17 protein-coding genes and 3 rRNA genes are annotated in these 26,721 nt (G+C 71.1%); 16 read left to right on the forward strand and 4 right to left on the reverse strand.

Annotated features, from left to right (window positions below; genetic code table 11):
- Positions 1–12 precede the first annotated feature (12 nt).
- The 7 genes from AC5R91_RS27450 (at position 13) to AC5R91_RS27480 (ending at position 12,479) form a co-directional block, all read left to right on the forward strand.
- Entirely contained in the window at positions 13–1,215 is a 1,203-nt protein-coding gene (locus AC5R91_RS27450) for an argininosuccinate synthase (RefSeq protein ID WP_495394173.1), read from the forward strand.
- A complete protein-coding gene (gene argH / locus AC5R91_RS27455; RefSeq protein WP_495394174.1) occupies positions 1,212–2,738 on the forward strand; it encodes an argininosuccinate lyase in 1,527 nt (508 codons plus the stop codon). The genes AC5R91_RS27450 and argH overlap by 4 nt, the downstream gene beginning before the upstream one ends.
- The gene (locus tag AC5R91_RS27460) at positions 2,723–3,469 is read left to right on the forward strand and encodes a DNA-3-methyladenine glycosylase (RefSeq protein WP_495394175.1); all 747 of its coding nucleotides are present in this window, start codon (positions 2,723–2,725) and stop codon (positions 3,467–3,469) included. The genes argH and AC5R91_RS27460 overlap by 16 nt, the downstream gene beginning before the upstream one ends.
- A gap of 580 nt (positions 3,470–4,049) precedes the next feature.
- Positions 4,050–5,559: ribosomal RNA gene (locus AC5R91_RS27465) — 16S ribosomal RNA — on the forward strand.
- 422 nt (positions 5,560–5,981) lie between these two features.
- A 23S ribosomal RNA gene (locus AC5R91_RS27470) occupies positions 5,982–9,086 on the forward strand.
- 70 nt (positions 9,087–9,156) lie between these two features.
- Positions 9,157–9,273: ribosomal RNA gene (gene rrf / locus AC5R91_RS27475) — 5S ribosomal RNA — on the forward strand.
- Together the 16S, 23S and 5S rRNA genes form the textbook arrangement of a ribosomal RNA operon.
- A gap of 2,159 nt (positions 9,274–11,432) precedes the next feature.
- Entirely contained in the window at positions 11,433–12,479 is a 1,047-nt protein-coding gene (locus AC5R91_RS27480) for a tetratricopeptide repeat protein (protein ID WP_495394176.1), read from the forward strand.
- 146 nt (positions 12,480–12,625) lie between these two features.
- On the opposite strand, the gene AC5R91_RS27485 is transcribed toward AC5R91_RS27480, so the two are convergent.
- On the reverse strand, positions 12,626–14,077 hold the full coding sequence (locus tag AC5R91_RS27485; protein ID WP_495394177.1) for a DUF1015 family protein: 1,452 nt from the start codon (positions 14,075–14,077) through the stop codon (positions 12,626–12,628).
- Between the two features lie 615 nt (positions 14,078–14,692).
- Between AC5R91_RS27485 and AC5R91_RS27490 the strand changes: the two genes are divergently transcribed.
- On the forward strand, positions 14,693–15,127 hold the full coding sequence (locus AC5R91_RS27490; RefSeq protein ID WP_495398073.1) for a tetratricopeptide repeat protein: 435 nt from the start codon (positions 14,693–14,695) through the stop codon (positions 15,125–15,127).
- 85 nt (positions 15,128–15,212) lie between these two features.
- Positions 15,213–16,379 carry an HAD-IIA family hydrolase gene (locus AC5R91_RS27495; RefSeq protein WP_495394178.1) on the forward strand — a complete coding sequence of 389 codons (1,167 nt, stop codon included), beginning with the start codon at positions 15,213–15,215 and terminating at the stop codon, positions 16,377–16,379.
- Between the two features lie 39 nt (positions 16,380–16,418).
- Here the strand turns inward: AC5R91_RS27495 and AC5R91_RS27500 are convergent, their stop codons facing one another.
- The gene (locus tag AC5R91_RS27500; protein ID WP_495394179.1) at positions 16,419–17,531 is read right to left on the reverse strand and encodes an FAD-dependent oxidoreductase; all 1,113 of its coding nucleotides are present in this window, start codon (positions 17,529–17,531) and stop codon (positions 16,419–16,421) included.
- A gap of 132 nt (positions 17,532–17,663) precedes the next feature.
- Entirely contained in the window at positions 17,664–18,002 is a 339-nt protein-coding gene (locus AC5R91_RS27505) for an alkyl sulfatase C-terminal domain-containing protein (protein ID WP_495394180.1), read from the reverse strand.
- A 243-nt stretch (positions 18,003–18,245) separates the two neighbouring features.
- Here AC5R91_RS27505 and AC5R91_RS27510 point away from each other — a divergent pair, with 243 nt between their 5' ends.
- The 4 genes from AC5R91_RS27510 to recN all read left to right on the forward strand — a co-directional run bounded on the left by AC5R91_RS27510 (position 18,246) and on the right by recN (position 22,189).
- Positions 18,246–18,461: a hypothetical protein gene (locus AC5R91_RS27510; RefSeq protein WP_495394181.1), complete on the forward strand. Its 216-nt coding sequence runs from the start codon at positions 18,246–18,248 to the stop codon at positions 18,459–18,461.
- Between the two features lie 17 nt (positions 18,462–18,478).
- On the forward strand, positions 18,479–19,393 hold the full coding sequence (locus tag AC5R91_RS27515) for a TlyA family RNA methyltransferase (RefSeq protein WP_495394182.1): 915 nt from the start codon (positions 18,479–18,481) through the stop codon (positions 19,391–19,393).
- The gene (locus tag AC5R91_RS27520) at positions 19,390–20,277 is read left to right on the forward strand and encodes an NAD kinase (RefSeq protein ID WP_495394184.1); all 888 of its coding nucleotides are present in this window, start codon (positions 19,390–19,392) and stop codon (positions 20,275–20,277) included. Before AC5R91_RS27515 ends, AC5R91_RS27520 begins: the two co-directional genes overlap by 4 nt.
- A gap of 157 nt (positions 20,278–20,434) precedes the next feature.
- Entirely contained in the window at positions 20,435–22,189 is a 1,755-nt protein-coding gene (gene recN, locus AC5R91_RS27525) for a DNA repair protein RecN (RefSeq protein ID WP_495394185.1), read from the forward strand.
- 66 nt (positions 22,190–22,255) lie between these two features.
- On the opposite strand, the gene AC5R91_RS27530 is transcribed toward recN, so the two are convergent.
- Entirely contained in the window at positions 22,256–22,534 is a 279-nt protein-coding gene (locus AC5R91_RS27530; RefSeq protein WP_495398074.1) for a hypothetical protein, read from the reverse strand.
- A 239-nt stretch (positions 22,535–22,773) separates the two neighbouring features.
- Between AC5R91_RS27530 and AC5R91_RS27535 the strand changes: the two genes are divergently transcribed.
- From AC5R91_RS27535 to AC5R91_RS27545, 3 genes are all read left to right on the forward strand, one after another.
- On the forward strand, positions 22,774–23,727 hold the full coding sequence (locus tag AC5R91_RS27535) for an aldo/keto reductase (protein ID WP_495394186.1): 954 nt from the start codon (positions 22,774–22,776) through the stop codon (positions 23,725–23,727).
- A gap of 284 nt (positions 23,728–24,011) precedes the next feature.
- A complete protein-coding gene (gene pyrG / locus AC5R91_RS27540; protein ID WP_495394187.1) occupies positions 24,012–25,994 on the forward strand; it encodes a CTP synthase in 1,983 nt (660 codons plus the stop codon).
- Positions 25,991–26,614, forward strand: coding sequence for an NUDIX domain-containing protein (locus AC5R91_RS27545; RefSeq protein ID WP_495394188.1), 624 nt, complete (start codon positions 25,991–25,993; stop codon positions 26,612–26,614). Before pyrG ends, AC5R91_RS27545 begins: the two co-directional genes overlap by 4 nt.
- The last annotated feature ends 107 nt before the right edge of the window (positions 26,615–26,721 follow it).

Below are 26,721 nucleotides of genomic sequence, written 5' to 3' on the forward strand. Positions count from 1 at the left end.
GGAGTAAGTCTCGTGACCGAACGCGTCGTGCTTGCCTACTCGGGCGGCCTCGACACGTCCGTGGCCATCGGCTGGATCGGCGCCGAGACCGGCGCCGAGGTCGTCGCGCTGGCGGTCGATGTCGGCCAGGGCGGCGAGGACCTCGAGGCCATCCGCCAGCGCGCCCTCACCTGCGGCGCCGTCGAGTCGATCGTGGTCGACGCCCGCACGGAGTTCGCCGAGTCCTTCGTCGCCCCGGCGATCCGGAGCAACGCGCTGTACATGGACCGGTACCCGTTGATCTCGTCGCTGTCGCGGCCGATCATCGTCAAGCACCTCGTCGCGGCCGCCCGCGAGCACGGCGCGGACGCGATCGCCCACGGCTGCACCGGCAAGGGCAACGACCAGGTGCGGTTCGAGGTCGGCGTGTCGGCGCTGGCCCCCGGGTTGAGGGTGCTCGCCCCGGTGCGCGACTCGGGCATGACCCGGGACAAGGCGATCGCCTTCGCCGAGGAGCGCGGGCTGCCCATCGACGTGTCCAAGCGCTCGCCGTACTCCATCGACCAGAACCTGTGGGGGCGCACCGCCGAGTGCGGCATCCTCGAGGACCCCTGGGCGCAGCCGCCGGAGGACGTCTTCGTCTACTCGGCGGACCCGACGGTCGCCCGGACTCCCGACGAGGTGACGATCTCCTTCACCGACGGCGTCCCGACCGGCCTGGACGGGCGTTCCCTGGCGCTGGCCGAGCTCGTCGCCGAGCTCAACACCCGCGCGGGCGCGCACGGCGTCGGCCGGATCGACATGATCGAGGACCGCCTGGTCGGGATCAAGAGCCGGGAGATCTACGAGTGCCCGGCGGCGATCACGCTGCTGACCGCGCACCGCGACCTGGAGGACCTCACCCTCGAGCGCGACGTCGCTCGGTTCAAGCGCGGCGTCGACCAGCGCTGGGGCGAGATCGTCTACGACGGCCTGTGGTACTCGCCGCTCAAGGCCGCCCTCGACGCCTTCGTCGACTCGGCGAGCGCCGGGGTCACCGGGGACGTGCGGCTGCGGCTCGCGGGCGGGGTCGCCCAGGTCGTCGGCCGGCGCAGCCCGGGCAGCCTCTATGACCACGCCCTGGCCACCTACGACGCCGGCGACCAGTTCGACCAGGGTGACGCGCGCGGGTTCATCGAGCTCTGGGGCCTGCCGACGAAGGTCTGGGCGGCCCGTGAGCAGCGGCTGAACCCGTGAGCTCGACGGATCACTCCGAGGATGCCTCGGTGCCGAAGCCGTCCGGTGCGCCACCCGCCGACGGGGCTACCGACGCTGACGCGCCCGCCGGCAGGGTGCTCGCCGGCGGGGCGTCGGCCGGCGCACCGATGCGGCTGTGGGGCGGGCGGTTCGCCGGCGGCCCGGCGGAGGCGCTCGCCCGGCTGTCGGTGAGCGTCCAGTTCGACTGGCGGCTCGCGCCGTACGACCTGCTCGCCTCGAAGTCGCATGCCCGGGTGCTGCACCGGGCCGGATTGCTCGACGACGCCGAGATCGCCGCGATGCTCGCCGCCATCGACGACCTGTCCGACGCGGTCGCCCAGGGCCGGTTCCGGCCCACGGTCGAGGACGAGGACGTCCACACCGCCCTCGAACGCGGGCTGTTGGAGCGGCTCGGCGCGCTCGGCGGCAAGCTGCGCGCCGGCCGCAGCCGCAACGACCAGGTCGCCACCGACCTGCGCCTGTACCTGCGCGAGCACGCCCGTCAGGTGGCGGCCCGGCTGACCGAGCTGTCCCAGGCGCTGGTCACCGTCGCCGGGCAGCACGTGGACACCCCGGCGCCGGGGATGACCCACCTGCAGCACGCCCAGCCGATCTCGTTCGGCCACCAGTTGCTCGCCCACGTGCAGGCGTTCGTGCGGGACACCGACCGCCTGCGGGACTGGGATCGGCGGGCATCGGTGAGCGCGCTCGGCGCCGGGGCGCTGGCCGGCTCGTCGCTGCCGCTGGACCCGCGGGGCGTCGCCGCCGAACTGGGGTTCGACCGGGCGTTCGAAAACTCGCTCGACGCCGTGTCGGACCGTGACTTCGCCGCCGAGTTCCTGTTCGTGGCCGCGCTGATCGGGGTGCACCTGTCTCGCCTCGGCGAGGAGATCGTGCTCTGGACGACCCGCGAGTTCGGCTGGGTCGAGCTGGACGACGCCTTCGCGACCGGCAGCTCGATCATGCCGCAGAAGAAGAACCCGGACGTCGCCGAGCTCGCCCGGGGCAAGTCCGGCCGGCTCATCGGCGGGCTGACCGGCTTCCTCGCCACCCTCAAGGGGCTCCCGCTCGCCTACGACCGGGACCTGCAGGAGGACAAGGAGCCGGTCTTCGACGCGGTCGACACGCTGCTGCTGGTGTTGCCCGCGCTGACGGGCACCGTCGCGACGATGCGGGTCCGTCGCGAGCGGCTGGCCGCGGCCGCACCGGACGGCTTCGCGCTGGCGACCGACGTCGCCGAGTACCTGGTGCGCCGCGGCGTGCCGTTCCGTCAGGCGCACGAGGCCGTCGGCCAGCTCGTCTCCTGGTGTGTCGCCCACGACGTCGATCTCGACGACGTCTCCGACGACGACCTCGCGGTGATCAATCCGTTGCTGACCGCGGACGTGCGCGGCGTGCTGTCGGTCTCCGGCGCCCTGCAGGCCCGCTCCGCGCCCGGCGGGACCGCGCCGGATCGCGTGCGTGAGCAGCTCGCGGCGCTGCGGCCGGTCCTTGACCGGGACCGCGAGTGGGCAGTGGACTGACGGGGACTCCCGAGCCCCCTGAGGGTTCCGGGCCGGCAGCCGACGTGGTCGGCCCGGCGCCGTACCCGGCGGGCTTCTTCGACCGGCCCGTGCTGGCCGTGGCACCGGATCTGCTCGGTGCGACGGTCCGGCACGGGCCGGTTGCCGTTCGGATCACGGAGGTCGAGGCGTATGCCGGTCTGCGCGATCCCGCCTCCCACGCCTTTCGCGGGCCGACCCCGAGGGCCGCGGTGATGTTCGGCCCGCCGGGCCGGGCGTACGTGTATCTCAGCTACGGCGTCCACTGGTGCCTCAACATCGTCTGCGGGCCGGTGGGGGAGGGGTCGGCGGTGCTGTTGCGGGCCGGCGAGGTCGTCGCCGGCCGCGAGGCGGCGCAGGCCCGCTGGCCGACGCTCGCCGCCCGGGACCTGGCCCGGGGGCCCGGTCGGCTCGGGCGGGTGCTCGGCGTCGCTGCGTCGCTGACCGGAACTCCGGTGACGGGCGGCGGACCCCTTGTCGTCCTCCCGCCAGCGCCCGCGGCCGCCGGGTTCGGCGGCGGACCGGCAGTGGGCGGGGAGCCGGCAGTGGGCGAGCGACCGGCAGAGGAAGGAGCGAGGCCGGGGGCGCCGGGCCAAAGGATCGAACGAGGCCCACGGGTGGGGATCAGCGCTGGCGCCGAGCGTCCGTGGCGCTTCTGGCTGGCGGGTGAGCCATCGGTCAGCAGCGCGCGGCCAAGCCGTCGCCGCAGGTGACAGAGCCGCGGACAGATGTGGACGGACGGCGCGCCGCTCTCTCCTGGGCAACTTGGCCCAGACCACCAAGCCTCCCATATCAGAACATCACAACGAACCTCTCCGCGAGTGGTGTGACATAGGTCACACATCTGATCGGGGGATTGATTTGACGCCCACCGTCATCCACCCGTAATGTTCTCTCTGTCAGCGCAGCACGGCAGACGCCGAACAGGGCGGCTCCACTCGCTGGCAGAGCCCCTCCTCGGAGGGCGCTTGGGTAGAGCAGGTGCGAGGCGGCCCCTTCTTGGGCGTACTGACGAGCACCGCTCCAAAAACTTCGTAAGTGGCTAGGAATCCGCACGAGTGGGACATCTCTGGATGTGACCTCGTTCGCGCCTGCTCCTTGAGAACTCAACAGCGTGCCGATTGTCAGTGCCAATTGTTTTACCCCGTTCATGGCCTGGCTGGTTGTCCTTTGCGCATCGTTCTGGTGTGTGGGGGTGGCTGGTTGTGGTTGTGAGGGATTCCTTTGGACACGGCATCACGGTTGTGGTGTCGATGTCGGGGTCTGCCGGTTTTGCCGGCACTCTCGAAATCATTGATGGAGAGTTTGATCCTGGCTCAGGACGAACGCTGGCGGCGTGCTTAACACATGCAAGTCGAGCGAGGGGCTTCGGCTCCTAGCGGCGAACGGGTGAGTAACACGTGGGCAACCTGCCCCGAGCTCTGGAATAACTTCGGGAAACCGGGGCTAATGCCGGATATGACACTGCCGGGCATCTGGTGGTGTGGAAAGATTTATCGGCTCGGGATGGGCCCGCGGCCTATCAGCTTGTTGGTGGGGTGATGGCCTACCAAGGCGACGACGGGTAGCCGGCCTGAGAGGGCGACCGGCCACACTGGGACTGAGACACGGCCCAGACTCCTACGGGAGGCAGCAGTGGGGAATATTGCGCAATGGGCGAAAGCCTGACGCAGCGACGCCGCGTGGGGGATGACGGCCTTCGGGTTGTAAACCTCTTTCAGCAGGGACGAAGCGCAAGTGACGGTACCTGCAGAAGAAGCACCGGCCAACTACGTGCCAGCAGCCGCGGTAATACGTAGGGTGCAAGCGTTGTCCGGAATTATTGGGCGTAAAGAGCTCGTAGGCGGCCTGTCGCGTCGGCTGTGAAAACCCGGGGCTCAACCCCGGGCCTGCAGTCGATACGGGCAGGCTAGAGTCCGGCAGGGGAGACTGGAATTCCTGGTGTAGCGGTGAAATGCGCAGATATCAGGAGGAACACCGGTGGCGAAGGCGGGTCTCTGGGCCGGAACTGACGCTAAGGAGCGAAAGCGTGGGGAGCGAACAGGATTAGATACCCTGGTAGTCCACGCCGTAAACGTTGGGCGCTAGGTGTGGGGGACCTTCCACGGCCTCCGTGCCGCAGCTAACGCATTAAGCGCCCCGCCTGGGGAGTACGGCCGCAAGGCTAAAACTCAAAGGAATTGACGGGGGCCCGCACAAGCGGCGGAGCATGTGGCTTAATTCGATGCAACGCGAAGAACCTTACCAGGGCTTGACATGCAGGGAAATCTCGTAGAGATACGGGGTCCGTAAGGGTCCTGCACAGGTGGTGCATGGCTGTCGTCAGCTCGTGTCGTGAGATGTTGGGTTAAGTCCCGCAACGAGCGCAACCCTCGTCCTATGTTGCCAGCGAGTTATGTCGGGGACTCATAGGAGACTGCCGGGGTCAACTCGGAGGAAGGTGGGGATGACGTCAAGTCATCATGCCCCTTACGTCCTGGGCTGCACACATGCTACAATGGCCGGTACAAAGGGCTGCGATACCGCGAGGTGGAGCGAATCCCAAAAAGCCGGTCTCAGTTCGGATCGGGGTCTGCAACTCGACCCCGTGAAGTCGGAGTCGCTAGTAATCGCAGATCAGCAATGCTGCGGTGAATACGTTCCCGGGCCTTGTACACACCGCCCGTCACGTCACGAAAGTCGGTAACACCCGAAGCCGGTGGCCTAACCCTTGTGGGGGGAGCCGTCGAAGGTGGGACCGGCGATTGGGACGAAGTCGTAACAAGGTAGCCGTACCGGAAGGTGCGGCTGGATCACCTCCTTTCTAAGGAGCGTCTGGCTGGTCTGTCCTGTTGGGGGTGGGCTGGTTCAGGGCCAGGACCGGATGTGCATGCCGGTCTGGTTGCTCATGGGTGGAACGCTGACGATTGTGCTGCTGGTTGTCCGGTGGGCGTCTAGTACTCCTTGGCTGTCTTCTCTCTTTGGAGGGGGGTCGGGTGGGGGTGGAACGGGTCTGGTGGGTGGCTGGTGGTGCGTGGCACGCTGTTGGGTCCTGAGGGAGTGAGGCTTCCTCGTCTGGTGTGACCCCTTCTGCTGATTCCCTTTCGGGGGGGTTGTGGTGGGGGTCTGCTGGTGAACGGACCGGTCGTGGTAGGAGACCGCCTTCCTGTGTGGGGGTGGGTTCTGCCGGGTCGGCTGGGGCCGTCCGTACGTTGAGAACTGCACAGTGGACGCGAGCATCTTTGTGGCCAAGTTAGTAAGGGCGCACGGTGGATGCCTTGGCACCAGGAGCCGATGAAGGACGTGGGAGGCTGCGATATGCCTCGGGGAGCTGTCAACCGAGCTGTGATCCGAGGATTTCCGAATGGGGAAACCCGGCAGGGCTTTAAATCCTGTCACCCATGCCTGAACACATAGGGCATGTGGAGGGAACGCGGGGAAGTGAAACATCTCATTACCCGCAGGAAGAGAAAACAACCGTGATTCCGCGAGTAGTGGTGAGCGAAAGCGGATGAGGCTAAACCATTGTCGTGTGATAGCCGGCAGGCGTTGCGATGGTGGGGTTGTGGGATCGTCCGGACGGGACTGCCGTTCCGTCAGGGAGTCAGAAAGAGCGCTGTTAGGCGAAGGTCATGCGAATGGACCGCCATAGAGGGTAATAGCCCTGTAGCTGAAAACAGTGTTCCTCCCGGACGTGTTCCCAAGTAGCACGGAGCCCGTGAAATTCCGTGTGAATCTGGCGGGACCACCCGCTAAGCCTAAATACTCCCTGGTGACCGATAGCGGACTAGTACCGTGAGGGAAAGGTGAAAAGTACCCCGGGAGGGGAGTGAAATAGTACCTGAAACCGTGTGCCTACAATCCGTGGGAGCTGGACTTCGGTCTGGTGACCGCGTGCCTTTTGAAGAATGAGCCTGCGAGTTTGCGATGTGTGGCGAGGTTAACCCGTGTGGGGTAGCCGTAGCGAAAGCGAGTCCGAATAGGGCGTTGAGTCGCATGTCCAAGACCCGAAGCCGAGTGATCTACCCATGGCCAGGTTGAAGCGCGGGTAAGACCGTGTGGAGGACCGAACCCACCAGGGTTGAAAACCTGGGGGATGAGCTGTGGGTAGGGGTGAAAGGCCAATCAAACTCGGTGATAGCTGGTTCTCCCCGAAATGCATTTAGGTGCAGCGTCGCATGTTTCTTGCCGGAGGTAGAGCACTGGATGGCCTAGGGGGCCCACAAGCTTACTGAAGTCAGCCAAACTCCGAATGCCGGTAAGTGAAGTGCGGCAGTGAGACTGCGGGGGATAAGCTTCGTAGTCGAGAGGGAAACAGCCCAGATCGCCAGCTAAGGCCCCTAAGCGTGCGCTAAGTGGAAAAGGATGTGGAGTCGCATAGACAACCAGGAGGTTGGCTTAGAAGCAGCCACCCTTGAAAGAGTGCGTAATAGCTCACTGGTCAAGTGATTCCGCGCCGACAATGTAGCGGGGCTCAAGCGCACCGCCGAAGCTGCGGCATACGCATGTTAGCCAGGCATCTTTGATGTCCAGGTGTGTGTATGGGTAGGGGAGCGTCGTGTGGCGTGTGAAGCGGCGGGGTGACCTAGTCGTGGATGCCATACGAGTGAGAATGCAGGCATGAGTAGCGAATGACGGGTGAGAAACCCGTCCGCCGGATGACCAAGGGTTCCTGGGGCAGGCTAATCCGCCCAGGGTGAGTCGGGACCTAAGGCGAGGCCGACAGGCGTAGTCGATGGACAACGGGTTGATATTCCCGTACCGGCGCTGACGCGCCCATGCTGAACCTGGTTGTGCTAACCATCTGATCGGATGTGTCTTTTCGGAGATGTGTTCGGGAGGGTGGGATCCCGGCTGGTAGTAGGCAAGCGATGGGGTGACGCAGGAGGGTAGTCCAACCCAGGCGGTGGTTGTCCTGGGGCAAGGGTGTAGGACGGTGCGTAGGTAAATCCGCGTTCCATGTGTCTGAGACCTGATGCCGAGCCGATTGTGGCGAAGTGGATGATCCCATGCTGCCGAGAAAAGCCTCTAGCGAGTGTCAGGGCCGCCCGTACCCTAAACCGACACAGGTGGTCAGGTAGAGAATACCGAGGCGTTCGAGTGAACTGTGGTTAAGGAACTCGGCAAAATGCCCCCGTAACTTCGGGAGAAGGGGGGCCGTTCTCCGTGTAGGGACTTGCTTCCGTAGCGGGGAGTGGCCGCAGAGACCAGGGGAAAGCGACTGTTTACTAAAAACATAGCTCCGTGCTAAGTCGTAAGACGATGTATACGGAGTGACGCCTGCCCGGTGCTGGAACGTTAAGGGGACGGGTTAGCTCTTCGGGGCGAAGCTCAGAACTTAAGCGCCAGTAAACGGCGGTGGTAACTATAACCATCCTAAGGTAGCGAAATTCCTTGTCGGGTAAGTTCCGACCTGCACGAATGGCGTAACGACTTTCCCACTGTCTCAACCACAGACTCGGCGAAATTGCATTACGAGTAAAGATGCTCGTTACGCGCGGCAGGACGGAAAGACCCCGGGACCTTTACTATAGCTTGATATTGGTGTTCGGTTCGGCTTGTGTAGGATAGGTGGGAGACTGTGAAGCCAGGACGCCAGTTCTGGTGGAGTCATTGTTGAAATACCACTCTGGTCGTACTGGATGTCTAACCTCGGTCCGTGATCCGGATCAGGGACAGTGTCTGGTGGGTAGTTTAACTGGGGCGGTTGCCTCCTAAAGGGTAACGGAGGCGCCCAAAGGTTCCCTCAGCCTGGTTGGCAATCAGGTGTTGAGTGCAAGTGCACAAGGGAGCTTGACTGTGAGACAGACATGTCGAGCAGGTGCGAAAGCAGGGACTAGTGATCCGGCGGTGGCTTGTGGAAGCGCCGTCGCTCAACGGATAAAAGGTACCCCGGGGATAACAGGCTGATCTTGCCCAAGAGTCCATATCGACGGCAAGGTTTGGCACCTCGATGTCGGCTCGTCGCATCCTGGGGCTGGAGTAGGTCCCAAGGGTTGGGCTGTTCGCCCATTAAAGCGGTACGCGAGCTGGGTTTAGAACGTCGTGAGACAGTTCGGTCCCTATCCGCCGCGCGCGCAGGAGACTTGAGAAGGGCTGTCCCTAGTACGAGAGGACCGGGACGGACGAACCTCTGGTGTGCCAGTTGTTCTGCCAAGGGCATGGCTGGTTGGCTACGTTCGGAAGGGATAACCGCTGAAAGCATCTAAGCGGGAAGCCTGCTTCGAGATGAGGTCTCCCACAGGGTAGCCTGGTAAGGCCCCCGACTAGATGATCGGGTTGATAGGCCGGAGGTGGAAGTGCGGTGACGCATGGAGCTGACCGGTACTAATAGGCCGAGGGCTTGTCTTCGAAGATGCTACGCGTCCACTGTGCGGTTCCCAGCTGTATGGCCGGTTTCGGTTGTATAGTTGAATAGTGTTTCGGTGGTTTTGGCGAAGGGGAAACGCCCGGTCTCATTCCGAACCCGGAAGCTAAGCTCTTCAGCGCCGATGGTACTGCATGGGGGACTGTGTGGGAGAGTAGGACGCCGCCGGACTTACACAAAGTGTGGGGTTGCCTTTTTAAGGCAACCCCACACTTGTTTTGTGCGTGGACAATCCTTGGCGTGCGGCTGAGGCGGTGCCGGCCGTTGTCCTTCGGCGGCGCTCGGCGCCGGGCCGATCGGGATCAGGCTGGTCGGGACTCGTCGCCGGCGTGGCGGCGCCACCCGACTGGGAGCGGCGGCGTCGGGCATACCCCGTACTGTGGACATCGCTGCGGGCATCCCGCGGATTCTCGTCGAGGTCTCCTCCGGCGCCGCGGCGGACCGCGCCGGGGCAGATCGGTGGGTCCATGCCCTCCTGGCTCAGCACACATCAGATCCGCAGCCGCCGACCGCGGCGCATGCGGGACGAAGGGGAACGGCCGGTCATGGCGAGGGAAGACAGAGCGAATGAGCGCGGCGCATCGGCGCCGTACACCTCCGACCGGCCCCAGCGGCGTGACCGGGAGCCCGGGCGGGACGGTGCCCCTCAGCGCGGTGGCCGCTCCGGCCCCGACGGTGCGTTCGGGGGAGCGCCGCGCCGTGATCAGGCAGCGGGCGGCGCCGGGCGGGGTGCGGCTCCGGCCCGGTCGACGGCACCGCGTGCCGGTGCGACCCGGGGGCAGAGCACCACCCGCGGCGGCTGGTCCGGCGATGCCGCCAGCGGCGCGGGCCGCGCCAGGTCTGGGCAGGTCCGGCGGCTGACCGACGCCGCCCCCGGCCGAGGCGCACGGCCAACCGGGGCAGGCCGCCGATGGGCCGACCGTACTGAAGGCGAGAGCGGCGGGTATGGCCGGACCGATTCACCGGCCCGACGGCCGCAGGCTGCCGGCGACTCCGGCGGTGGTCCGGACGGGGGTGCCCGCTTTCCGCGTACCGACCGCGCGCGGGATGACCGCCCGCAGGGCGGGCAGGGTTCGGCCGGGGGGGACCGCTTCGATCGGCGGGGGCCTGCCGGGGCGTCGTTCGGCGCCGGTCGGCCTCGTGACGACCGAACCAGCGGCGGCCGTCAGCGCCCCGGCTCTCGCGAGGGCGCGGGTGCCAGCGGTGACGGGCGTGCCGGCGGGGCGTCGCGCGGGGGCGGTGTCGGCCGTGCGGGGCAGGTCCCGGGCAAGGTGACGGCGGAGTCGGCGTGGCGGGTTCGCCGCGGCCGGCCGGGTTCGGAGGAGCGGACCGCCACCGGCGGCCACCGCACCGGCGCCCCGGATGCGCAGCGCCGCCCATTCCGGGAGACGGCACGCGACCGAGACGACCGTCGTGATGACGGTGCCCGCAGGTACGGCGCAGCCGGTACCACCGAGCGCGGCCCCGACCGCGGCGCGCCCGACCGCGGCATGGCGCACGGGCGCGTGCAGGCTGAGCGGCCGTCGCGCCCCGAGGGCGCCGCCGGGCGCGGAGGGTGGCAGCGGACCGAGTCCGGCCAGGGACGCGGAGGGCCTGCGGCCCGTCCGTGGACCGCCGGGCAGCGGCCGTCCACCGGAAGCCGAGCGCCGTCCGAACGGCCACGGGTCGCCGGCGGCGAGCGGCCGCCCCGCCACGGTCAGGACCAGCGCCCCCGCCAGGACCAGCGTTACGGCCAGGACCAGCGAGATGGCCGGGAGCAGCGGCCGTGGGAGCGCGGCCGGGAGCGTGTGGCACCGGACCGTGATCCGTCGGCGCGTGACGACCGATCCGACAGATGGCCGTCCAACCGTCCGTCGGGCACACGACCCGCGGACTCCACTGCCGGCAACGATCGTCGTGACGCACCCGCCGCGCCTCGATCGGCCGCGGCGGACGGCGTCGAGCGGCGCGAGTACCGCGAGCAGCGGCCATGGCGCGACGGGGCTGGCTCCGGCGCCCCCGATGCAGCTACTCGGGGCTCGGGCGCAGGTGCTCGAGGCGCCGGCGCCGGCCCTCGCGGCGCGGGTGCTCGGGCCGCGGGTGGCCGTGGGGAACGCGACAGTGCGCCGGGCGCGCGAGGCAACGGCGCCCCCCGAGGCACCGCGGCGCGCGGGGCGATCCAGGGGCGCGGGGCCCCGCAGGGACGCGGCGGGCGACCGGGTGGACCTGGCCGTCCCGACGATCGGCGGGGGGACCGACCGGACCGGTCGGCCCGGCCGGATCGCACCGACGTCGGCAGCCGGCGGCCGCGGGTGCAAACCCCGCCGCTACCGGACGAGGCCCGCGCGGACATGCTCGACCATGACGTTCGTCGCTCGCTGCGGGGGCTGCCGACGAACCTGGCGGACACGATCGCCCGGCATCTCGTCGCGACCGCGCTCCTGCTCGACGACGATCCTGCCGCGGCCCTCGCCCATGCGCAGGCCGCCGCCGACCGGGTGCCTCGCCTTCCCGCCGTGCGTGAGGCGGTCGGCATCGCGGCCTACCACGCCGGCGAGTACGCCACGGCGCTCGTCGAGCTGCGGGCCGCCCGGCGGATGGACGGTTCGGGGCACAACCTGCCGCTGATGGCGGACAGCGAGCGTGGCCTCGGCCGGCCCGAGCGGGCCATCGCCTACCTGCGCGATCCACAGGCCGACGAGCTGGATCCGGCGGCCCGCGCCGAGATGCTGATCGTGATCTCCGGGGCGCGCCGGGACCTGGGCCAGCCGGAGGCCGCCGTCGTGCTGCTGCGCGACCTCGCGACCGCGAAGGGCACGCCGGCGCCGTGGGCTCCCCGGCTCTGGTACGCCTACGCCGAGGCGCTGCTGGCTGCCGGCCGTTCCGAGGAGGCGGCTCGGTGGTTCACCTCCGCCGCGGCCGTCGACGACGGCGAGACGGACGCGACCGCTCGCGCCTACGAGATCGTCACCGGCCAGCCGATGCCCGAGGACGTCGAGTCCGAGGCTGACGTCGAGCCCGAGGCGGTGAACGCCGTCGAGTTGGTGGGCGGCGGGCAGGCAGCCACGGACCAGGAGGCCGCGGCCGGCGTCGCCGGTTCGGGCGATTCCTCGGCTTCGGGCGCCACCGATTCGGCCGATATCACGGATGCCGATCCGGATTTCCGGGGCTCCGCCATCGAGGAGCCGAACGCCGCCATCGAGGAGCCGAACGTCGTTGATGCGCCGGATGCCACGAACGCCGGAGATCTGGCTGACTCGGGAGATCTGGCGGACCTGGGGGATCTGGCAGATACGGGAGATCTGGCGGATACGCGGGATCAGGTCGACTCGGGGGACGTCGCCGCATCGGTGGTGAATCCGGCGGATTCGGCGGAGCGGTCACACGGTCCGTCCTAGGCCGGTACCGAATCGTGTCGAGGTCGGGCGGCGGTTCTCGGATCCGAGACCACGTTCGGCCTCGGCACGATCTGGCCGCACTGTGGCGGGAAGACGGCCTCGGCGGGAAGACGGCGGGGTGGCCGGGTCGACGGCGGTCGGGCTCGTCAGGCGTCCAACGGGCGCAGGACGAGGCCCGTGCGCGGCTTCGGGGTGAACAGCGTCGACTTGCGGGGCATGCGCTCCCCGGCCTCGGCGACCGCGGTCACATCCGCGACCGGGGTCGGGTTGAGCAGCAGCGCCGTCCCCCCGGCGGCGGCCGCCGCGGCGATCGCGGCCGGTGCGTCGTGGTGGTAGTCGACGACGCCGACCGTGTCCGCGAGTCCCCAGACGTCCACGATCAGCCCCAGGTGGGCGACGGTGACGTCGAGCCGGCGGAAGGCGGCGGAGCGGTCCGCCGGCAGACTGCGGGCCAGCAGGTCCGCGGCGGGCTCGGTGAGCAGGTAGGCGGAGGTGCCGTCGGTGACGACGAAGGCATGCCCACCCTGACCGGCCTTGGCCAGTTCGTCGAGCAGGTGGTTCGGGTCGACGCCGCCACCCGGCCGCCCGGCGGCGGATCCCTGGGGCGACCCGGGCGCGCTGTCGCGCTGCGCGTCGGTGCCGGCCGCCTCGAGGACTGCCCGGTCGGTGTCGGCCTGCTCGGTGTCGGCCGTTTCGGTGTCGGCCTGCTCGGTGTCGGCCGGTAGCGGGCCCGCGACGTCCGGGCCGGCGAGCCTGCGGACGGTGAACTCGGCGGCGGCCCGGCGCACCGCGGCGGCGAGGTCCAGGCCGGTCACCGCCCGGTGGATGGCGTGTACCTGCGGGCCGGAGACGGTCGCGTCCACGAGGAAGACGAGGCCGAAGTCCCACGGCCCCGAGCCGTCCCCGGCGGCGTGCCGCTCCGCCTGGTACTGCCGGTAGGTGGCGTAGCGGTGGTGCCCGTCGGCGATGACGGCCCGCCGGGGCAGCAGGTCGGCCGCCACGGCGGTGAGCACCGTCGGGTCGTCGATCGCCCAGAGCCGGTGGGTCACCCCGTCGTCGGTGGTCGTCTCGACCTGCGGGGGAGTCTCGACCAGTTCGCTGACAACCCGGCTGGTCTCGCCGCCGCCGGAGTACAGCAGGAAGATGGGCTCCAGGTTGGCGTGGGTCGCCCGGGTCAGCGCCAGTCGGTCCGAAACCGTCCCCGCCATGGTGTTCTCGTGCGGCAGGATGATCCCCGCCGCCGGGTCGGCCAGTGCGACGGCGCCGATCAGCCCCCGCTGGACGTGGCCGTCCTGCTCCTCCTCGCAGACGTAGACGGACGCCCTGTCGTCCCGGCGCAGCACCCCGCCGTCGAGCCACTCCCGCAGCGTGCGGGCGGCGCCGTCGTAGTCGTCGCCGGGCAGGATGAGCCGCACCACGTTGTGGACGTCGCGGGCCTGGAGCTGGGCGCGTTCGGCGTCGTCGATCACGTCGTAGGGCGGCGAGGTCAACGCGGCGAGAGCCGGCCCTGAGACGGGGAAGCGCGCCGCCCGGAACGGGACGAGCACGAGTCCCGCGGGAACGGGGACGGGATGATCGGCGTGCGGCATGAGCCGCATCGTAGGACCCGGCCGGTGCCACCCGGTCGACCCGGGGCCCGCCGGCCGGGTCGGGGGTGGCGCCGGCGGCCCGTAGGTGGGCGTCACCGCCTATCGCCCGTCGCGACCGCCATGACCGCAGGGCGTGGTGTGCCCGGCCGGGACGGTGAGGTCGCGGGCCACCGGAAGTGATCATTATCCGATCCGGGGGCGTCCCGGCGGGCTTTGCGGCGACACTGGAAGCGGGAGTATCGCCATCCTCGCTGGTGAGAGGAGTGACTACAAAGCGTGATTCCCAGGTCTCGGGATCACGGCGGGTGGGCCGGCCGGGCGCGGCGGGGCCGACCGGAGTGATTCCGTCCACGGCGGTGTTGGCCCGAGGGGGCCGGTTTGCGCTGCGGCGCCGTGCGGCGCAGGCAGTGCTCGCCGGGGACGGTGCTCGCCCGGGACGGTGCTCGCCAGGGCAGGGGGGCTTGCCAGGGCAGGGGGCTTGCCCGCGGGCGGCCCGCGGTGGCCCATCACGCAGTGGTCCGCCGCAGGGTGGTCCGGCCGAGAACGGGCCCGGCGCGCAGGGGCGTGCGGGCGGCCGGCGCAGCGTAGGTGTTCGTCCACGTCGTGGAGGTGAAGATGGTCGACATGACCGGCCGCCCGGAAGAGACTCCGGACGAGGGCGCCCCGACGGACAGCGTCCGCCAGGGGCCGGCAGGCGAGGTCTACGACTGGTACACCCGCGGGATGGCCCTGCTGGGCCATGGGGACGCCAATGCCGCTGTGCAGCTTCTCGCCCACGCGGTCGCGGCTGAGCCGGCCTCGCCGAGCGTCCGCGAGGCACTGGGCCGCGCCCAGTTCAGCGCCGGCCAGTACGTCGCTGCCCGGGAGACCTTCGCCTGGATCGTCGACCGTCACCCCACCGACGACTACGCGCAGTTCGGCCTCGGCCTGTCCGCCCGCAAGATCGGCGACCTTCGCGCGGCCGTCGAGCACCTTGCGCTCGCAGTGGCGATGCGCCCGGACATCCGGCACTACGGGGTCGCGCTGCGCGGTGCCCGCGCGGCCCTGGCCCGGGCATGACCGATCGGCTGCCGGGGACGTCCCGGCGCCGCCGTCGCCCGCGGCCGGCAGGCCCGCGATCAGCACGACCCCTGGAGAGTTCGCCGTGTCCCCAGATCTGACCGCCGGCCTGGTGGCCAAGCCCCGCGACGCGGCCGATGCCGGCCCGCTGCGCGGCACGGACCGGCCGCTCGCCGACCTGTTCGACGTCGCCCTGATGGATCTCGACGGGGTGGTGAACCGCGGTGGGTCGGCGGTGCCGCACGCCCCGGAGGCGATCGCCGCCGCGGGCCGCCGCGGCCTGCGCACCGTCTACGTCACCAACAACGCCCTGCGCCCGCCGGCGGAGGTCGCCGACCGACTGACCGGGTTCGGCGTGCCGGCGCGGGCCGCGGACGTGGTCACCTCCGCGCAGGCCGCGGCGCACGTCCTCGCCGAACGGCTGCCCGCCGGCGCCCGGGTGCTCCTGCTCGGCGGGCGCGGGCTGCGCCAGGCGCTCACCGAGGAGGGGCTGACCCCGGTCGACTCCGCCGAGGACGCGCCGGCGGCCGTCGTCCAGGGATTCGACCCCGACCTCACCTACGCCCGCCTGGCCGAGGCGACCTACGCGATCCGGGCCGGCGCCTGGTGGGTCGCGAGCAACGCCGACCGGACGGTGCCGACCGAGCGTGGCATCGCCCCCGGCAACGGTGCCGTCGCGGCGTTCCTGCGCGCCGCGACCGACCAGGAGCCCCTGGTGACCGGCAAGCCGGAGGCGGCGATGCACCGCGAGTCGATGCGGCGCAGCGGCGCCCGCACCCCGGTGATCGTCGGAGACCGGCTCGACACCGACATCGAAGCCGGAACCCGATCGTCGACGCCCACCCTGCTCGTCTTCACCGGGGTCACGACGCCGTCGGAGCTGCTCGCCGCGCCGCCGGAGCACCGCCCGACCTTCCTGGCCGCCGATCTGCGCGGCCTGCTGCGGCCGGCGCCGCCGGTGCTGGCGCGGCCGGACGCCGGGAAGCACGCCGCCGCCTGCGGCGGGTGGGTCGCCCACGTCGACGACGGCGAGCTGCGCTGGACGGCGGACGGCGGGAGCGACGGCGGCAACGCCGGCGAGGGCGGCCGCGGCGAGGGTGAGGGGGAGGGCGAGGGGGACGGTCTCGACGCGCTGCGGGCCGCGTGCGCGGCGGTCTGGTCCGCCACCGACGCGGGCACCGCCGTCCACGCGATCGCGGCCGAACGGCCCGCGGGCTGCGCGGACCTGGTCGCACCCGCCGCCGCGTCCTGACCCCGGCAGCACGAGCGCGCCATCACCGTCCGGTCTACCTCAGTCCGGTTGGAAGAACGCAAGCATTTTCCGGCTGGCGTCCGGCGCCATCAGGATTTCCTGGGCGCGCGCGGACTGCCGGGCGGCAGCGCTGGTGCGCTCGAACATCTCGCGTTCGTACTCCCGGACGGCGGCGGGAAAGTCGTCCTGGTGCGCGGCCAGCGCGAGGCCGAGCAGGGCGCCGTCGAGCAGGGCCATGTTGGCGCCCTGCCCCACCGGCGGCATCAGGTGCGCGGCATCGCCGAGCAGCGTCACGCCTGGCCTCGACGGCCAGGTCAGGCCGACCGGGAGGGTGGTGATCGACCGTGGCAGGATCGCGTCGTCGCAGGCTGCGATCAGTGCGGTGAACCGTGAGTCCCAGTCGGTGAACAAGTCGATCAGCCGCACCCGGGCGGCGGCCGGGTCGCCGAACGGTATTCCGCTGGCCGCGAACCAGTCCTCGGCGGTGTGGAAGCTGAGGTAAATGCGTACGCGACCGTCGCCGTTCCGCTGCGCCGACAGGGATTGTCCGTTGCCGAGCACCCAGTAGTTGCCGCGCCCAACCATCGCCGCGAGATCGGGATGAGTGCGGTCGATGTCGGGAATGCCGAGCTCGACGACGTTTTGGCCGGTGTGCGTTGGTCGGGCGTCTGTGAGCAGTGCGCGGACCCGGGAGTCCGCGCCGTCGGCGCCGACCAGCAGGTCATACGTCGCAGTGCTGCCGTCGGCGAAGTGCAGCAGACCATTGTCGGCGGATTCGAACGCGTGCCCCCAGCGCACCGCGTGTTCGGGGAGAGAATCCAGTAGCAGGTTGCGCAGATCTACGCGGTCGACCTCAGGTCGCTCGAGCGGGGCGTCGTCGGGCGTGTCCTGCTGTAGCAGCAGAGTGCCGTCTGGCTCAAGAAGTCGCAGGTCCTGGCCTTCGGGACGGGCAATCGCGTGGAACTGGTCGATCAGACCGGCCTCACGCATCGCCTGCTGCCCGGTCCCGGAGTGCAGATCGAGCATGCCACCCTGACCGCGCGCACCGCGTGACGATTCACGTTCGTACACGACGGCGTCGACGCCGTTCACATGCAGCACACGGGCAAGGGCCAGTCCGCCCAAGCCGGCTCCAATGACGGCGATGGGCATGGCTACCTCCGATTCACCGTATCGGTGAAGACACCGTATCGGTCCTGATCGGTGGGCGGCCGCAACTCGGGCCGCGGGCGTTGGCCAGGATGAACGCTGTGGTAGCCGCACGGGTTCTGCGTGGGGGTGCGGTCAGAGCAGGGAGCGGACCCTCAGCAGGTCGCGCACGCTTGCCTCCACCTTCAGCCGGCCGCTCGTCCAGGCGGACAGCACCGACAGCCGGCCCTCGGTCACCGCGACCAGATCGTCGCTGTTCACGGTCAGGGTGATCTGGGCGTCGTCGCGGTGACCCTCGCCGACGTCGCGCAGGCAGCCGTCGCGCAGCTCGCCGGAGAAGGCGGTCCCCAGATCCGGGATGCGGCAGACGATCGTGCGGTCGGGGGTTCGGGGCGGACGGCCCTCGGCGGCGAGCCTGTCCAGCCGGGCGGCGATACTACGGAACGCGATCTCACACTGTGACCTGTCGGCCATCGGGAGCTCCGGCCTCCTTCGGGTCGGTTCGGGGCCTGGCGTCGGCGGGGGCCCTCCCATGGTGCCTTCCACGGGGCGGCAGGTGTCCTCGGTGACGGCTCCTCCGTGGCCGCGTCGCGAGGGCGGCGGAGGGCCTGCGCGGACGGGGCGCGGGCAGCTCGCGGCGGTCATGAGATACGTCGCATGACCCACGTCGTACAGGAGGCGCCGCACCATCGACGAAAAGTGCGGGAGGCTGACAGAGTGAGCACCGAGAACTTGCCCGCCGAGATCCGGGACGCGCTCGCGCGCCTGGACACCCTCGACGTCGTGGCGACGTCGGAACATGTGGAGGTCTTCGAGGAGATGAACCGCCGACTGGCCGACGCCCTGGCCGACCTGGACGGGTCGGGCGGCGACGCGGCAGCCGAAGCCGATCGGGCGCAGCCACGGCCGGGTCCGGTCCGGCCGGTTCGGTGAGTCGAGCAGGGGGGGTGATGGCCCGTCGCGTGCGATTGGACAGCGAGCTCGTCCGGCGTGGACTCGCCCGTTCGCGTGAGCAGGCCGTGGCCGCGATCAGCGCCGGCCGGGTCCTGGTCGGCGGCATCCCGGCGACGAAGGCCGCCACGGTCGTCGACGGAACGACGTCGATCGCCGTATCCGCGAGCGACGACCCGGGTTGGGCGTCGCGCGGCGCGCACAAGCTGCTCGGCGCCTTCGCCGCCTTCGGTGTGCCCGCCTTCGACGCCGATCCCGACGCCGATCCCGACGCCGACCCCGACGCCGACGCCGACGCCGCGCCGGCCGGGGCGGCTCCGGGTGGGTCGCTGGTGGTGGCGGGGCGGCGGTGCCTCGACGTGGGGGCGTCCACCGGGGGTTTCACCGACGTGCTGCTGCGCCACGGCGCGGCGTCGGTCGTCGCGGTCGACGTCGGCTATGGCCAACTGCTGTGGCGGCTGCGCTCGGATCCGCGGGTGCGGGTGCTCGACCGGGTCAACGCCCGCGCGCTGACCCCGGCCGAGGTCGGCGAGCCGGTCGAGCTGGTCGTCGGAGACCTGTCGTTCATCCCGCTGCGGTTGGTGCTGCCGGCGCTGCGGGGCTGCGCGGCGCCGGACGCCGACTTTGTGCTCCTGGTCAAGCCGCAGTTCGAGGTGGGTCGCGAGCGGCTCGGTGCCGGCGGCGTGGTCCGCGATCCGGCGCTGCACGCCGAGGCGGTGCGCGACGTCGCGGCCGTGGCGGGCGGCCTCGGCCTCGGCGTGCGGGGGGTGACCGCGAGCCCGCTGCCCGGCCCGGCCGGCAACGTGGAGTACCTGCTCTGGCTCGCCGCGGGCGCGCCGCCGCTCGACGACGACGCGCTCGCCCGCGCCGTCGAGGCCGGTCCCGCCGGGAGCCGACCGGAGCGTCCGGCATGACCCGGGAGATCCTCGTCGTCACCCATCCGCGCCGCTCGATCGTGCGGGAGAGCGCCCAGCGGGTGATCGAGGGGCTGGCCGCCGCCGGGGTGTCGCCGCGGGTGCTGCGCGACGAGGCCGAGCAGCTCGACCTGACCGGCGCGAACGTCGTCCCGCACGACCCGGACGCCGCCGTCGGGGTGGAGATGGTGCTCGTCCTCGGCGGCGACGGCAGCCTGCTGCGCGGCGCGGAGTTCGCCCGCGGCGCCGACGTGCCGCTGCTCGGCGTCAACCTCGGCCATGTCGGTTTCCTCGCCGAGGCCGAACCGGACGCGCTGGAGTCCACCATCGACCACGTCGTCCGCAAGGACTACACGGTGGAGGACCGGATGACCGTCGACGTGACCGTCCGCCGCCGCGGCGCGGTCACCTACTCCGGCTGGGCGCTCAACGAGATGTCGCTGGAGAAGGCCGAACGGGCGCGGATGCTGGAATGCGTCCTGGAGATCGACGGTCGTCCGCTGTCCCGGTGGGGCTGCGACGGGGTGATCTGCTCGACGCCCACCGGGTCGACGGCGTACGCGTTCTCCGTCGGCGGCCCGGTGATGTGGCCGGGGGTCGAGGCGTTGCTCGTCGCCCCGATCAGCGCGCACGCGTTGTTCGCCCGGCCGCTCGTGCTCGCGCCGAGCGCGACCGTCGCCGTGGAGATCCTGGAGCCGGTGCCCGGCGTCCTCTACTGCGACGGGCGGCGCCTCGCCGAGGTGCCGCCCGAGTCGCGGGTCGAGGTCGTGCGCGGCCGGCGGCCGGTGCGTCTGGCCGTGGTGCGCCCGCTGCCGTTCACCGACCGGCTCGTCGCCAAGTTCGACCTGCCCGTGGCGGGCTGGCGGGGCCGCAACGAGCGCTGAACGGCCGTCGGACTTGGTCGGGTGACTCGGGCGGGTCCAGGTCCGGGTCCGGCTCTCGGTCCGGGTGCGGGTGCGGGCCGGGCCCGGTGACGGTTGTAGACGGTTGTTGACGGTTGAGGATGTCGGCGGAGCCGGTGGGGCGGCTAGAGTTCGGGGCGTGCTCGAGGAGATTCGCATCCGCGGCCTCGGGGTCATCGACGACGCTGCCCTCGATCTCGCCGCCGGCCTGACCGTGGTCAGCGGCGAGACCGGCGCCGGCAAGACGATGATTGTGCAGGGCCTGGGCCTGCTGACCGGCGGCCGGGCCGACTACGGCCTGGTCCGGCCGGGGGTGGAGCGGGCGTTCGTCGAGGGGCGCCTGCTCATCCCGGCGGACTCCGCGGTCGCCGCGCGGGTCCGCGACGTCGGCGGCGACCTCGACGACGATCCCGGTGGCGCCGTCCTCGTCGTCGGGCGGACGCTGACGTCGGAGGGCCGATCCCGGGCGCAGGTGGCGGGCCGCTCGGTGCCGGCGAGCCTGCTCGCGGAGATCGCCGAGGATCTCATCGCCGTCCACGGCCAGTCCGAGGCGCAGCGGCTGCTGCGCCCGTCCACGCAGCGCGTGGCGCTGGACCGCTTCGCCGGCGACGCCGTCGCGGGGCCCCTGGCCCGCTACGGCGTGGTCTACACGGAGCTGAGCCGGGTCACCCGGGCGCTCGCGGAGGTCACCGAACGGTCCCGGGAACGCGCGCAGGAGGCCGAGCTGCTGCGGATCGGCCTGGCCGAGGTGGAGCGGGTCGAACCGGCGCCGGGGGAGGACGTCGCCCTCGACGCGGAGCTGACGAAGCTTGAACACGCCGAGACGCTCGTGCGCGCCGCCCGCATGGCCCATGCGGCGCTGATCAGCGACCCCGCGTCCGGCTCCGACGACCCCGGCGCCGTCGACCTGGTCTCCGCCGCCCGCCGCGTCATCGCCGGCGACTCCGACCTCGATGCCGACCTTGCCGCGATCGGTACCCGGCTGACCGAGGTGAGCATGCTGCTCACCGACGTCGCCGCCGATCTCGCCTCCTACGCCGAGAGCATCGACGCCGACCCGGAGCGCCTCGCCGACGCCCAGGACCGCAAGGCCGCCCTGACCGGCCTGATCCGTGCGCACGGCACCGACATCGACGGCGTGCTCGCCTGGGCCGACCAGGCCGGCCGCCGGCTGCTGGAGCTCGACGGCGCCGGCGAGAGCGCCGAGACCCTCATGGCCCGCCGCGACGAGCTGACCGCCGAGCTCGCCCGCCTCGCCGCCACGCTCAGCGAGGCCCGGTCGGCGGCGGCGGCCCGCTTCGGCGAGGCGGTCGCCGCCGAGCTCGCCGGCCTGGCGATGCCCCGCGCCCGAGTCGAGGCCGCCGTGGCCCAGCGCGACGATCCCGCCGGCCTGCCCGTCGGCGACCGGCTCGTCGCCTTCGGCCCCACCGGCGTCGACGACGTGGAGCTGCGCCTCATCCCGCATCCCGGCGCCCCGCCCCGGCCGGTGCAGAAGGGCGCCTCCGGCGGCGAGCTGTCCCGAGTGATGCTCGCCATCGAGGTCGTCCTCGCCGCCGACGACGCCGGCTCCACGATGGTCTTCGACGAGGTCGACGCCGGCGTCGGCGGGCGCGCCGCCGTCGAGATCGGCCGCCGCCTGGCCCGCCTCGCCCGCACCCACCAGGTCATCTGCATCACCCACCTGCCGCAGGTCGCCGCGTTCGCCGACCGCCACCTCGTCGTCCACAAGGCCGACGACGGCTCGGTCACCCGCAGTGGCGTCATCACCCTCGACGACGCCGGCCGCGTCCGCGAGCTGTCCCGGATGCTCGCCGGCCAGGAGGAGAGCACGCTGGCCCGCGGCCACGCCGAGGAACTCCTCGCCGCCGCCGCCGCCGACAAGGCCCGTCCGTAGGGCTTCGGCTCCCGCCCACTCCATCGTCGCCGCATGGCCGCCCCGCGGCGTCAGGTCCGGGCGGCGTCAGGTCCGACCGGCATCGGTCCGATCCGTTGCGCGCACCCCGTACAGCGCGGCCGTCCAGGCGTCGGTGAGGGTGTCGACGAGAACGGCTTCGTCGGTGAAGGGGGCGACTCCGGCGGCGGCCAGGTAGTACAGGCGCTCGCCGAGCCAGGTCAGCGAGGCCGCGATCGCCCGGATGTCGGCGCCATTGAGGCGGCGCATCGCCACCGGGTCGGACTCGATGCGGATGACGGCCGCGTCGGTGAACGTGTCCATCTGCTCCAGCCACAGCCGGCGCAGCTCCTCGTCCGAGCCCCAGCTCTCCCGGGCTCAGGTGTGACGGTTGAAGAAGGAGCGCAGAGTGTCCGCGACGAGGTCGGGGCGGTCGAGGGGGCGATGTGGCTGCCGTCCCCACCGTCGTCGCGGGCGGCGAGTGGCGGACAAGGCCCAACCGTTGGGCGCGGACTTGTCTTAGCGCGCGCTCCAACACCTAGGGTTACCGCTGGCAGCGCACAGACCGGCGGGCAGGGAGCAGCGGCATGCACGAGGTGAACCTCGGTGGACTGAACGTTTCGGCCCAGGGGCTGGGCTGCATGGGGATGAGCGAGTGGTACGGCGCCACCGACTGGGACGAGTCGATCGCGACGATCCGCCGGGCGCTTGACCTGGGCGTCACGTTCCTGGACACCGCCGATGTCTACGGGGCCGGGCACAACGAGGTGCTGGTCGGCCGCGCCATCCACGACCGCCGGGACCAGGTGCAACTGGCCACCAAGTTCGGCATCGACCGCTCCGCCGGCGACGGCGCCAGGGTCGTCCGCGGGGAGCGGGCGTACGTTCAGCGCGCCTGCGACGCCTCGCTGCTGCGGCTCGGCGTGGACGTCATCGACCTGTACTACCTGCACCGGCCGCCGCAGACCGCCGAAATCGAGGAGACGGTCGGGGCGATGGGCGAGCTCGTCGCGCAGGGCAAGGTGCGCCATCTCGGGCTGTCCGAGGTCGATGGGGCGCTGCTGCGGCGGGCGCACGCCGTGCACCCGATCGCGGCGGTCCAGAGCGAGTACTCGCTGTGGACCCGCGATCCCGAGACGTCCGTCCTCGACGCCCTGCGCGAGCTGAACGTCGGGCTGGTGCCCTACTCCCCGCTCGGCCGGGGCTTCCTCACCGCGACCGTCGACGGCTCCGATCTCGGTGCGCTCGACTTCCGGTCGCGCAGCCCGCGTTTCGTCGGGGAGGCCGGCGAGGCCAACCGTGCGATCGTGCAGGCGGTCGCCGACATCGCCGCCCGCAGGAATGCCGCTCCGGCGCAGGTCGCCCTCGCCTGGGTGCACGGGCAGGCCGAGCGGCTCGGTGTCCCGGTGGTGCCGATCCCCGGCACCAAGCGCCGCCGCTGGCTGGAGCAGAACGCCGGCGCCCTCGACCTCACCCTGGACGCCGACGACCTGGCCGTCCTCGACGCCCTCGACGCCCAGGTGGTCGGCGCCCGCTACTGATGTGCATGGGAGCGACGACAGATGTCTCTTCCACAGGGATAAATCGGGCGCCGAACCCTGTGGAAGAGACAGGAAGCCGCTCTCCCACGCATCCGTCGCCGCCGTACGGCGGCCGGGTGGTGTGCCCAGGAGGATCGCCGAAGGCGATCGGACGGGACCCCTCTCGGACGCCGGGAACCAGGGGTCCCCGTGAGGTGCCGCAGGCACCTCACGGGGAAGGTGTTACCGTGAAGTCCCGTGGAGGCGTCGGGTCCGGACCGGCGGCGTGACCACGGGAGTTTCACGTGGGCCAGGTGCATGTCACGAAGCACATCTTCGTCACCGGCGGGGTCGCGTCCAGTCTCGGCAAGGGACTGACCGCATCCAGCCTCGGGCGGCTTCTCAAGGCTCGCGGACTGCGGGTCACGATGCAGAAGCTCGACCCCTATCTCAACGTCGATCCCGGCACGATGAACCCGTTCCAGCACGGCGAGGTGTTCGTCACCGACGACGGAGCCGAGACCGACCTGGACATCGGGCACTACGAGCGGTTCCTCGACGTGAACCTCGACGGCAGCGCGAACGTGACGACCGGCCAGGTGTACTCGGCGGTCATCGCCCGCGAGCGCCGCGGCGACTACCTCGGCCAGACGGTGCAGGTCGTTCCGCACATCACCGACGAGATCAAGGATCGGATCCGGCGGCTCGCCGGCGACAGCGTCGACGTGGTCATCACCGAGGTCGGCGGCACCGTCGGTGACATCGAGTCGCTGCCCTATCTCGAGGCGATCCGCCAGGTCCGCCACGAGGTCGGCCGGGACAACGCGCTGACGGTCCACGTCAGCCTGGTGCCGTATCTGGGTCCGTCGGGGGAGCTGAAGACCAAGCCGACGCAGCACTCGGTGGCGGCGCTGCGCAGTATCGGCCTGCAGCCGGACGCGGTGGTCTGCCGCTCCGACCGACCGCTGCCCGACGCGCTGAAGAAGAAGATCGCGATGATGTGCGACGTCGACGACGAGGCGGTCGTCGGGGCGCCGGACGCGAGCTCGATCTACGACATCCCGCGGGTGCTGCACCGGGAGGGCCTCGACGCCTACGTGGTGCGCCGGCTGGGGCTGTCGTTCCGCGACGTCGACTGGACCGAGTGGGACACCCTGCTGCGCCGGGTGCATCATCCGACGAACTCGGCGACGATCGCGATCGTCGGCAAGTACGTCGACCTGCCGGACGCCTACCTGTCGGTGACCGAGGCGTTGCGGGCGGGCGCGTTCGCCACCGACACCCGGGTCGACCTGCGGTGGATCACCTCGGACGAGTGCTCCTCGCCGGAGGGGACGGCCGCGCTGCTCGACGGGGTCGACGGGATCATCGTGCCCGGCGGCTTCGGGATCCGGGGCATCGAGGGCAAGCTCACCACGCTGCGGCACGCCCGCGAGAACGGCCTGCCGACCCTGGGTATCTGCCTGGGCCTGCAGTGCATGGTCATCGAGGCGGCCCGCGGGCTCGCGGGCCTCGAGGAGGCGAACTCCACCGAGTTCGTGCCCGACACCCCGCACCCCGTGATCTCCACGATGGCCGACCAGCACGAGGTCGTCGCCGGCACGAGGGACATGGGCGGCACGATGCGCCTCGGCCTGTACTCGTGCACGCTCGCCCCCGGCACGGTCGCCCGCCGCGAGTACGCGGTGCCGGAGGTCGCCGAGCGTCATCGTCATCGGTACGAGGTCAACAACGACTACCGCGAGCGGCTCGCCGCCGCCGGGCTGGTCTTCTCCGGCACCTCGCCGGACGGCCGGCTGGTCGAGGTCGTGGAGCTGCCCGCCGACGTGCACCCCTACTACGTCGGCACCCAGGCGCATCCGGAGTTCCGGTCCCGGCCGACGCGGGCACATCCGCTGTTCCGGGGGCTCGTCGCCGCGGCGATCGCGCACGCCGACCGTCGTCGCGGGGTGCTGCCCGTCGACCTGCCGGCCACCGACGCCGCCGCCGCGCCCGCCCCGGGGTCCGGGGCCCGCACGGACGCCTCCGCGGTCGACACCGGGGCCGGGGCCGCCGTGGCCGGAACCGTATCCGACGCTGGGGTCCACGCCGGGGTCGAGGAAGGGGTCGCCCTCGCCGAGGGGGCCGCGGACGACGCCGCGGCGCCGGCCGCCGCCGGCGCGGGGCACGCCGGGGGAGCGGGAGGCCCGGGGGGCACGTCCGGCCGGGGTGGTGGCGGCCGGCGCGGCGCCGGCAACGCCCGTCCGGGGGCCAGCTCGAACGGCACGGCCGCCCTGGTGTCGCCGTGACCGCCGACGCGCACCGCTACGAGGTCACCGAGAGCACGCTCGCCTACTCCGGACGGATCATCTCCGTCCGCCGCGACCAGGTGCGCATGCCCGAGGGCGACGTCTCCCAGCGCGATGTCGTCGTCCACCCCGGTGCGGTGGGCGTGGTCGCGCTCGACGACGGCGGCCGGGTCGTGATGGTGCACCAGTACCGCCATCCCGTCGGCGGCCCGCTGTGGGAGCTGCCCGCCGGCATCCTCGACGTGCCCGGGGAGCCGGCGTCCGTCGCCGCCGCCCGGGAGCTCGCCGAGGAGTCCGGGCTGCGCGCCGACCGGTACGACCTGCTTGTCGACGTCTGGTCCTCGCCGGGCATGACCGACGAGGCCTACCGGGTCTTCCTGGCAAGGGACCTGCACGAGATCCCGGCGGCCGAGCGGTACGTGCCGGTGCACGAGGAGGCCGAGATGGGCCTGGCGCGTATCGACCTCGACGAGGCCGTCGCCCGGGTCCTGCGCGGCGAGATCACCAACGCGATGGCGGTCGTCGGCCTGCTGGCGACGGCGCGGGCGCGGGCGGCGGACTTCGCCGGCCTGCGCCCGCTCGACGCCCCCTGGCCCGCCCGACCGGCCCACCGCGGCTGACCGCCGAGCGCACCGACACCAGCCGGACCGGGCAGCGTCGAGCCCGCCGGGACAGCCCTCGCGGACGTCAGCCCTCGTAGGGGGTCAGTCGCCGCGGGGGTCGGCTG

This window comes from Frankia sp. BMG5.60, assembly GCF_059428125.1.

Bases quoted from the DNA above. Each gene is read 5' to 3' on its own strand.
- AC5R91_RS27480 (WP_495394176.1), top strand. From the start codon at position 11,433: ATGCTCGACCATGACGTTCGTCGCTCGCTGCGGGGGCTGCCGACGAAC.
- AC5R91_RS27485 (WP_495394177.1), bottom strand. From the start codon at position 14,077: ATGCGGCTCATGCCGCACGCCGATCATCCCGTCCCCGTTCCCGCGGGA.
- AC5R91_RS27490 (WP_495398073.1), top strand. From the start codon at position 14,693: ATGACCGGCCGCCCGGAAGAGACTCCGGACGAGGGCGCCCCGACGGAC.
- AC5R91_RS27500 (WP_495394179.1), bottom strand. From the start codon at position 17,531: ATGCCCATCGCCGTCATTGGAGCCGGCTTGGGCGGACTGGCCCTTGCC.
- AC5R91_RS27505 (WP_495394180.1), bottom strand. From the start codon at position 18,002: ATGGCCGACAGGTCACAGTGTGAGATCGCGTTCCGTAGTATCGCCGCC.
- AC5R91_RS27515 (WP_495394182.1), top strand. From the start codon at position 18,479: ATGGCCCGTCGCGTGCGATTGGACAGCGAGCTCGTCCGGCGTGGACTC.
- AC5R91_RS27520 (WP_495394184.1), top strand. From the start codon at position 19,390: ATGACCCGGGAGATCCTCGTCGTCACCCATCCGCGCCGCTCGATCGTG.
- AC5R91_RS27535 (WP_495394186.1), top strand. From the start codon at position 22,774: ATGCACGAGGTGAACCTCGGTGGACTGAACGTTTCGGCCCAGGGGCTG.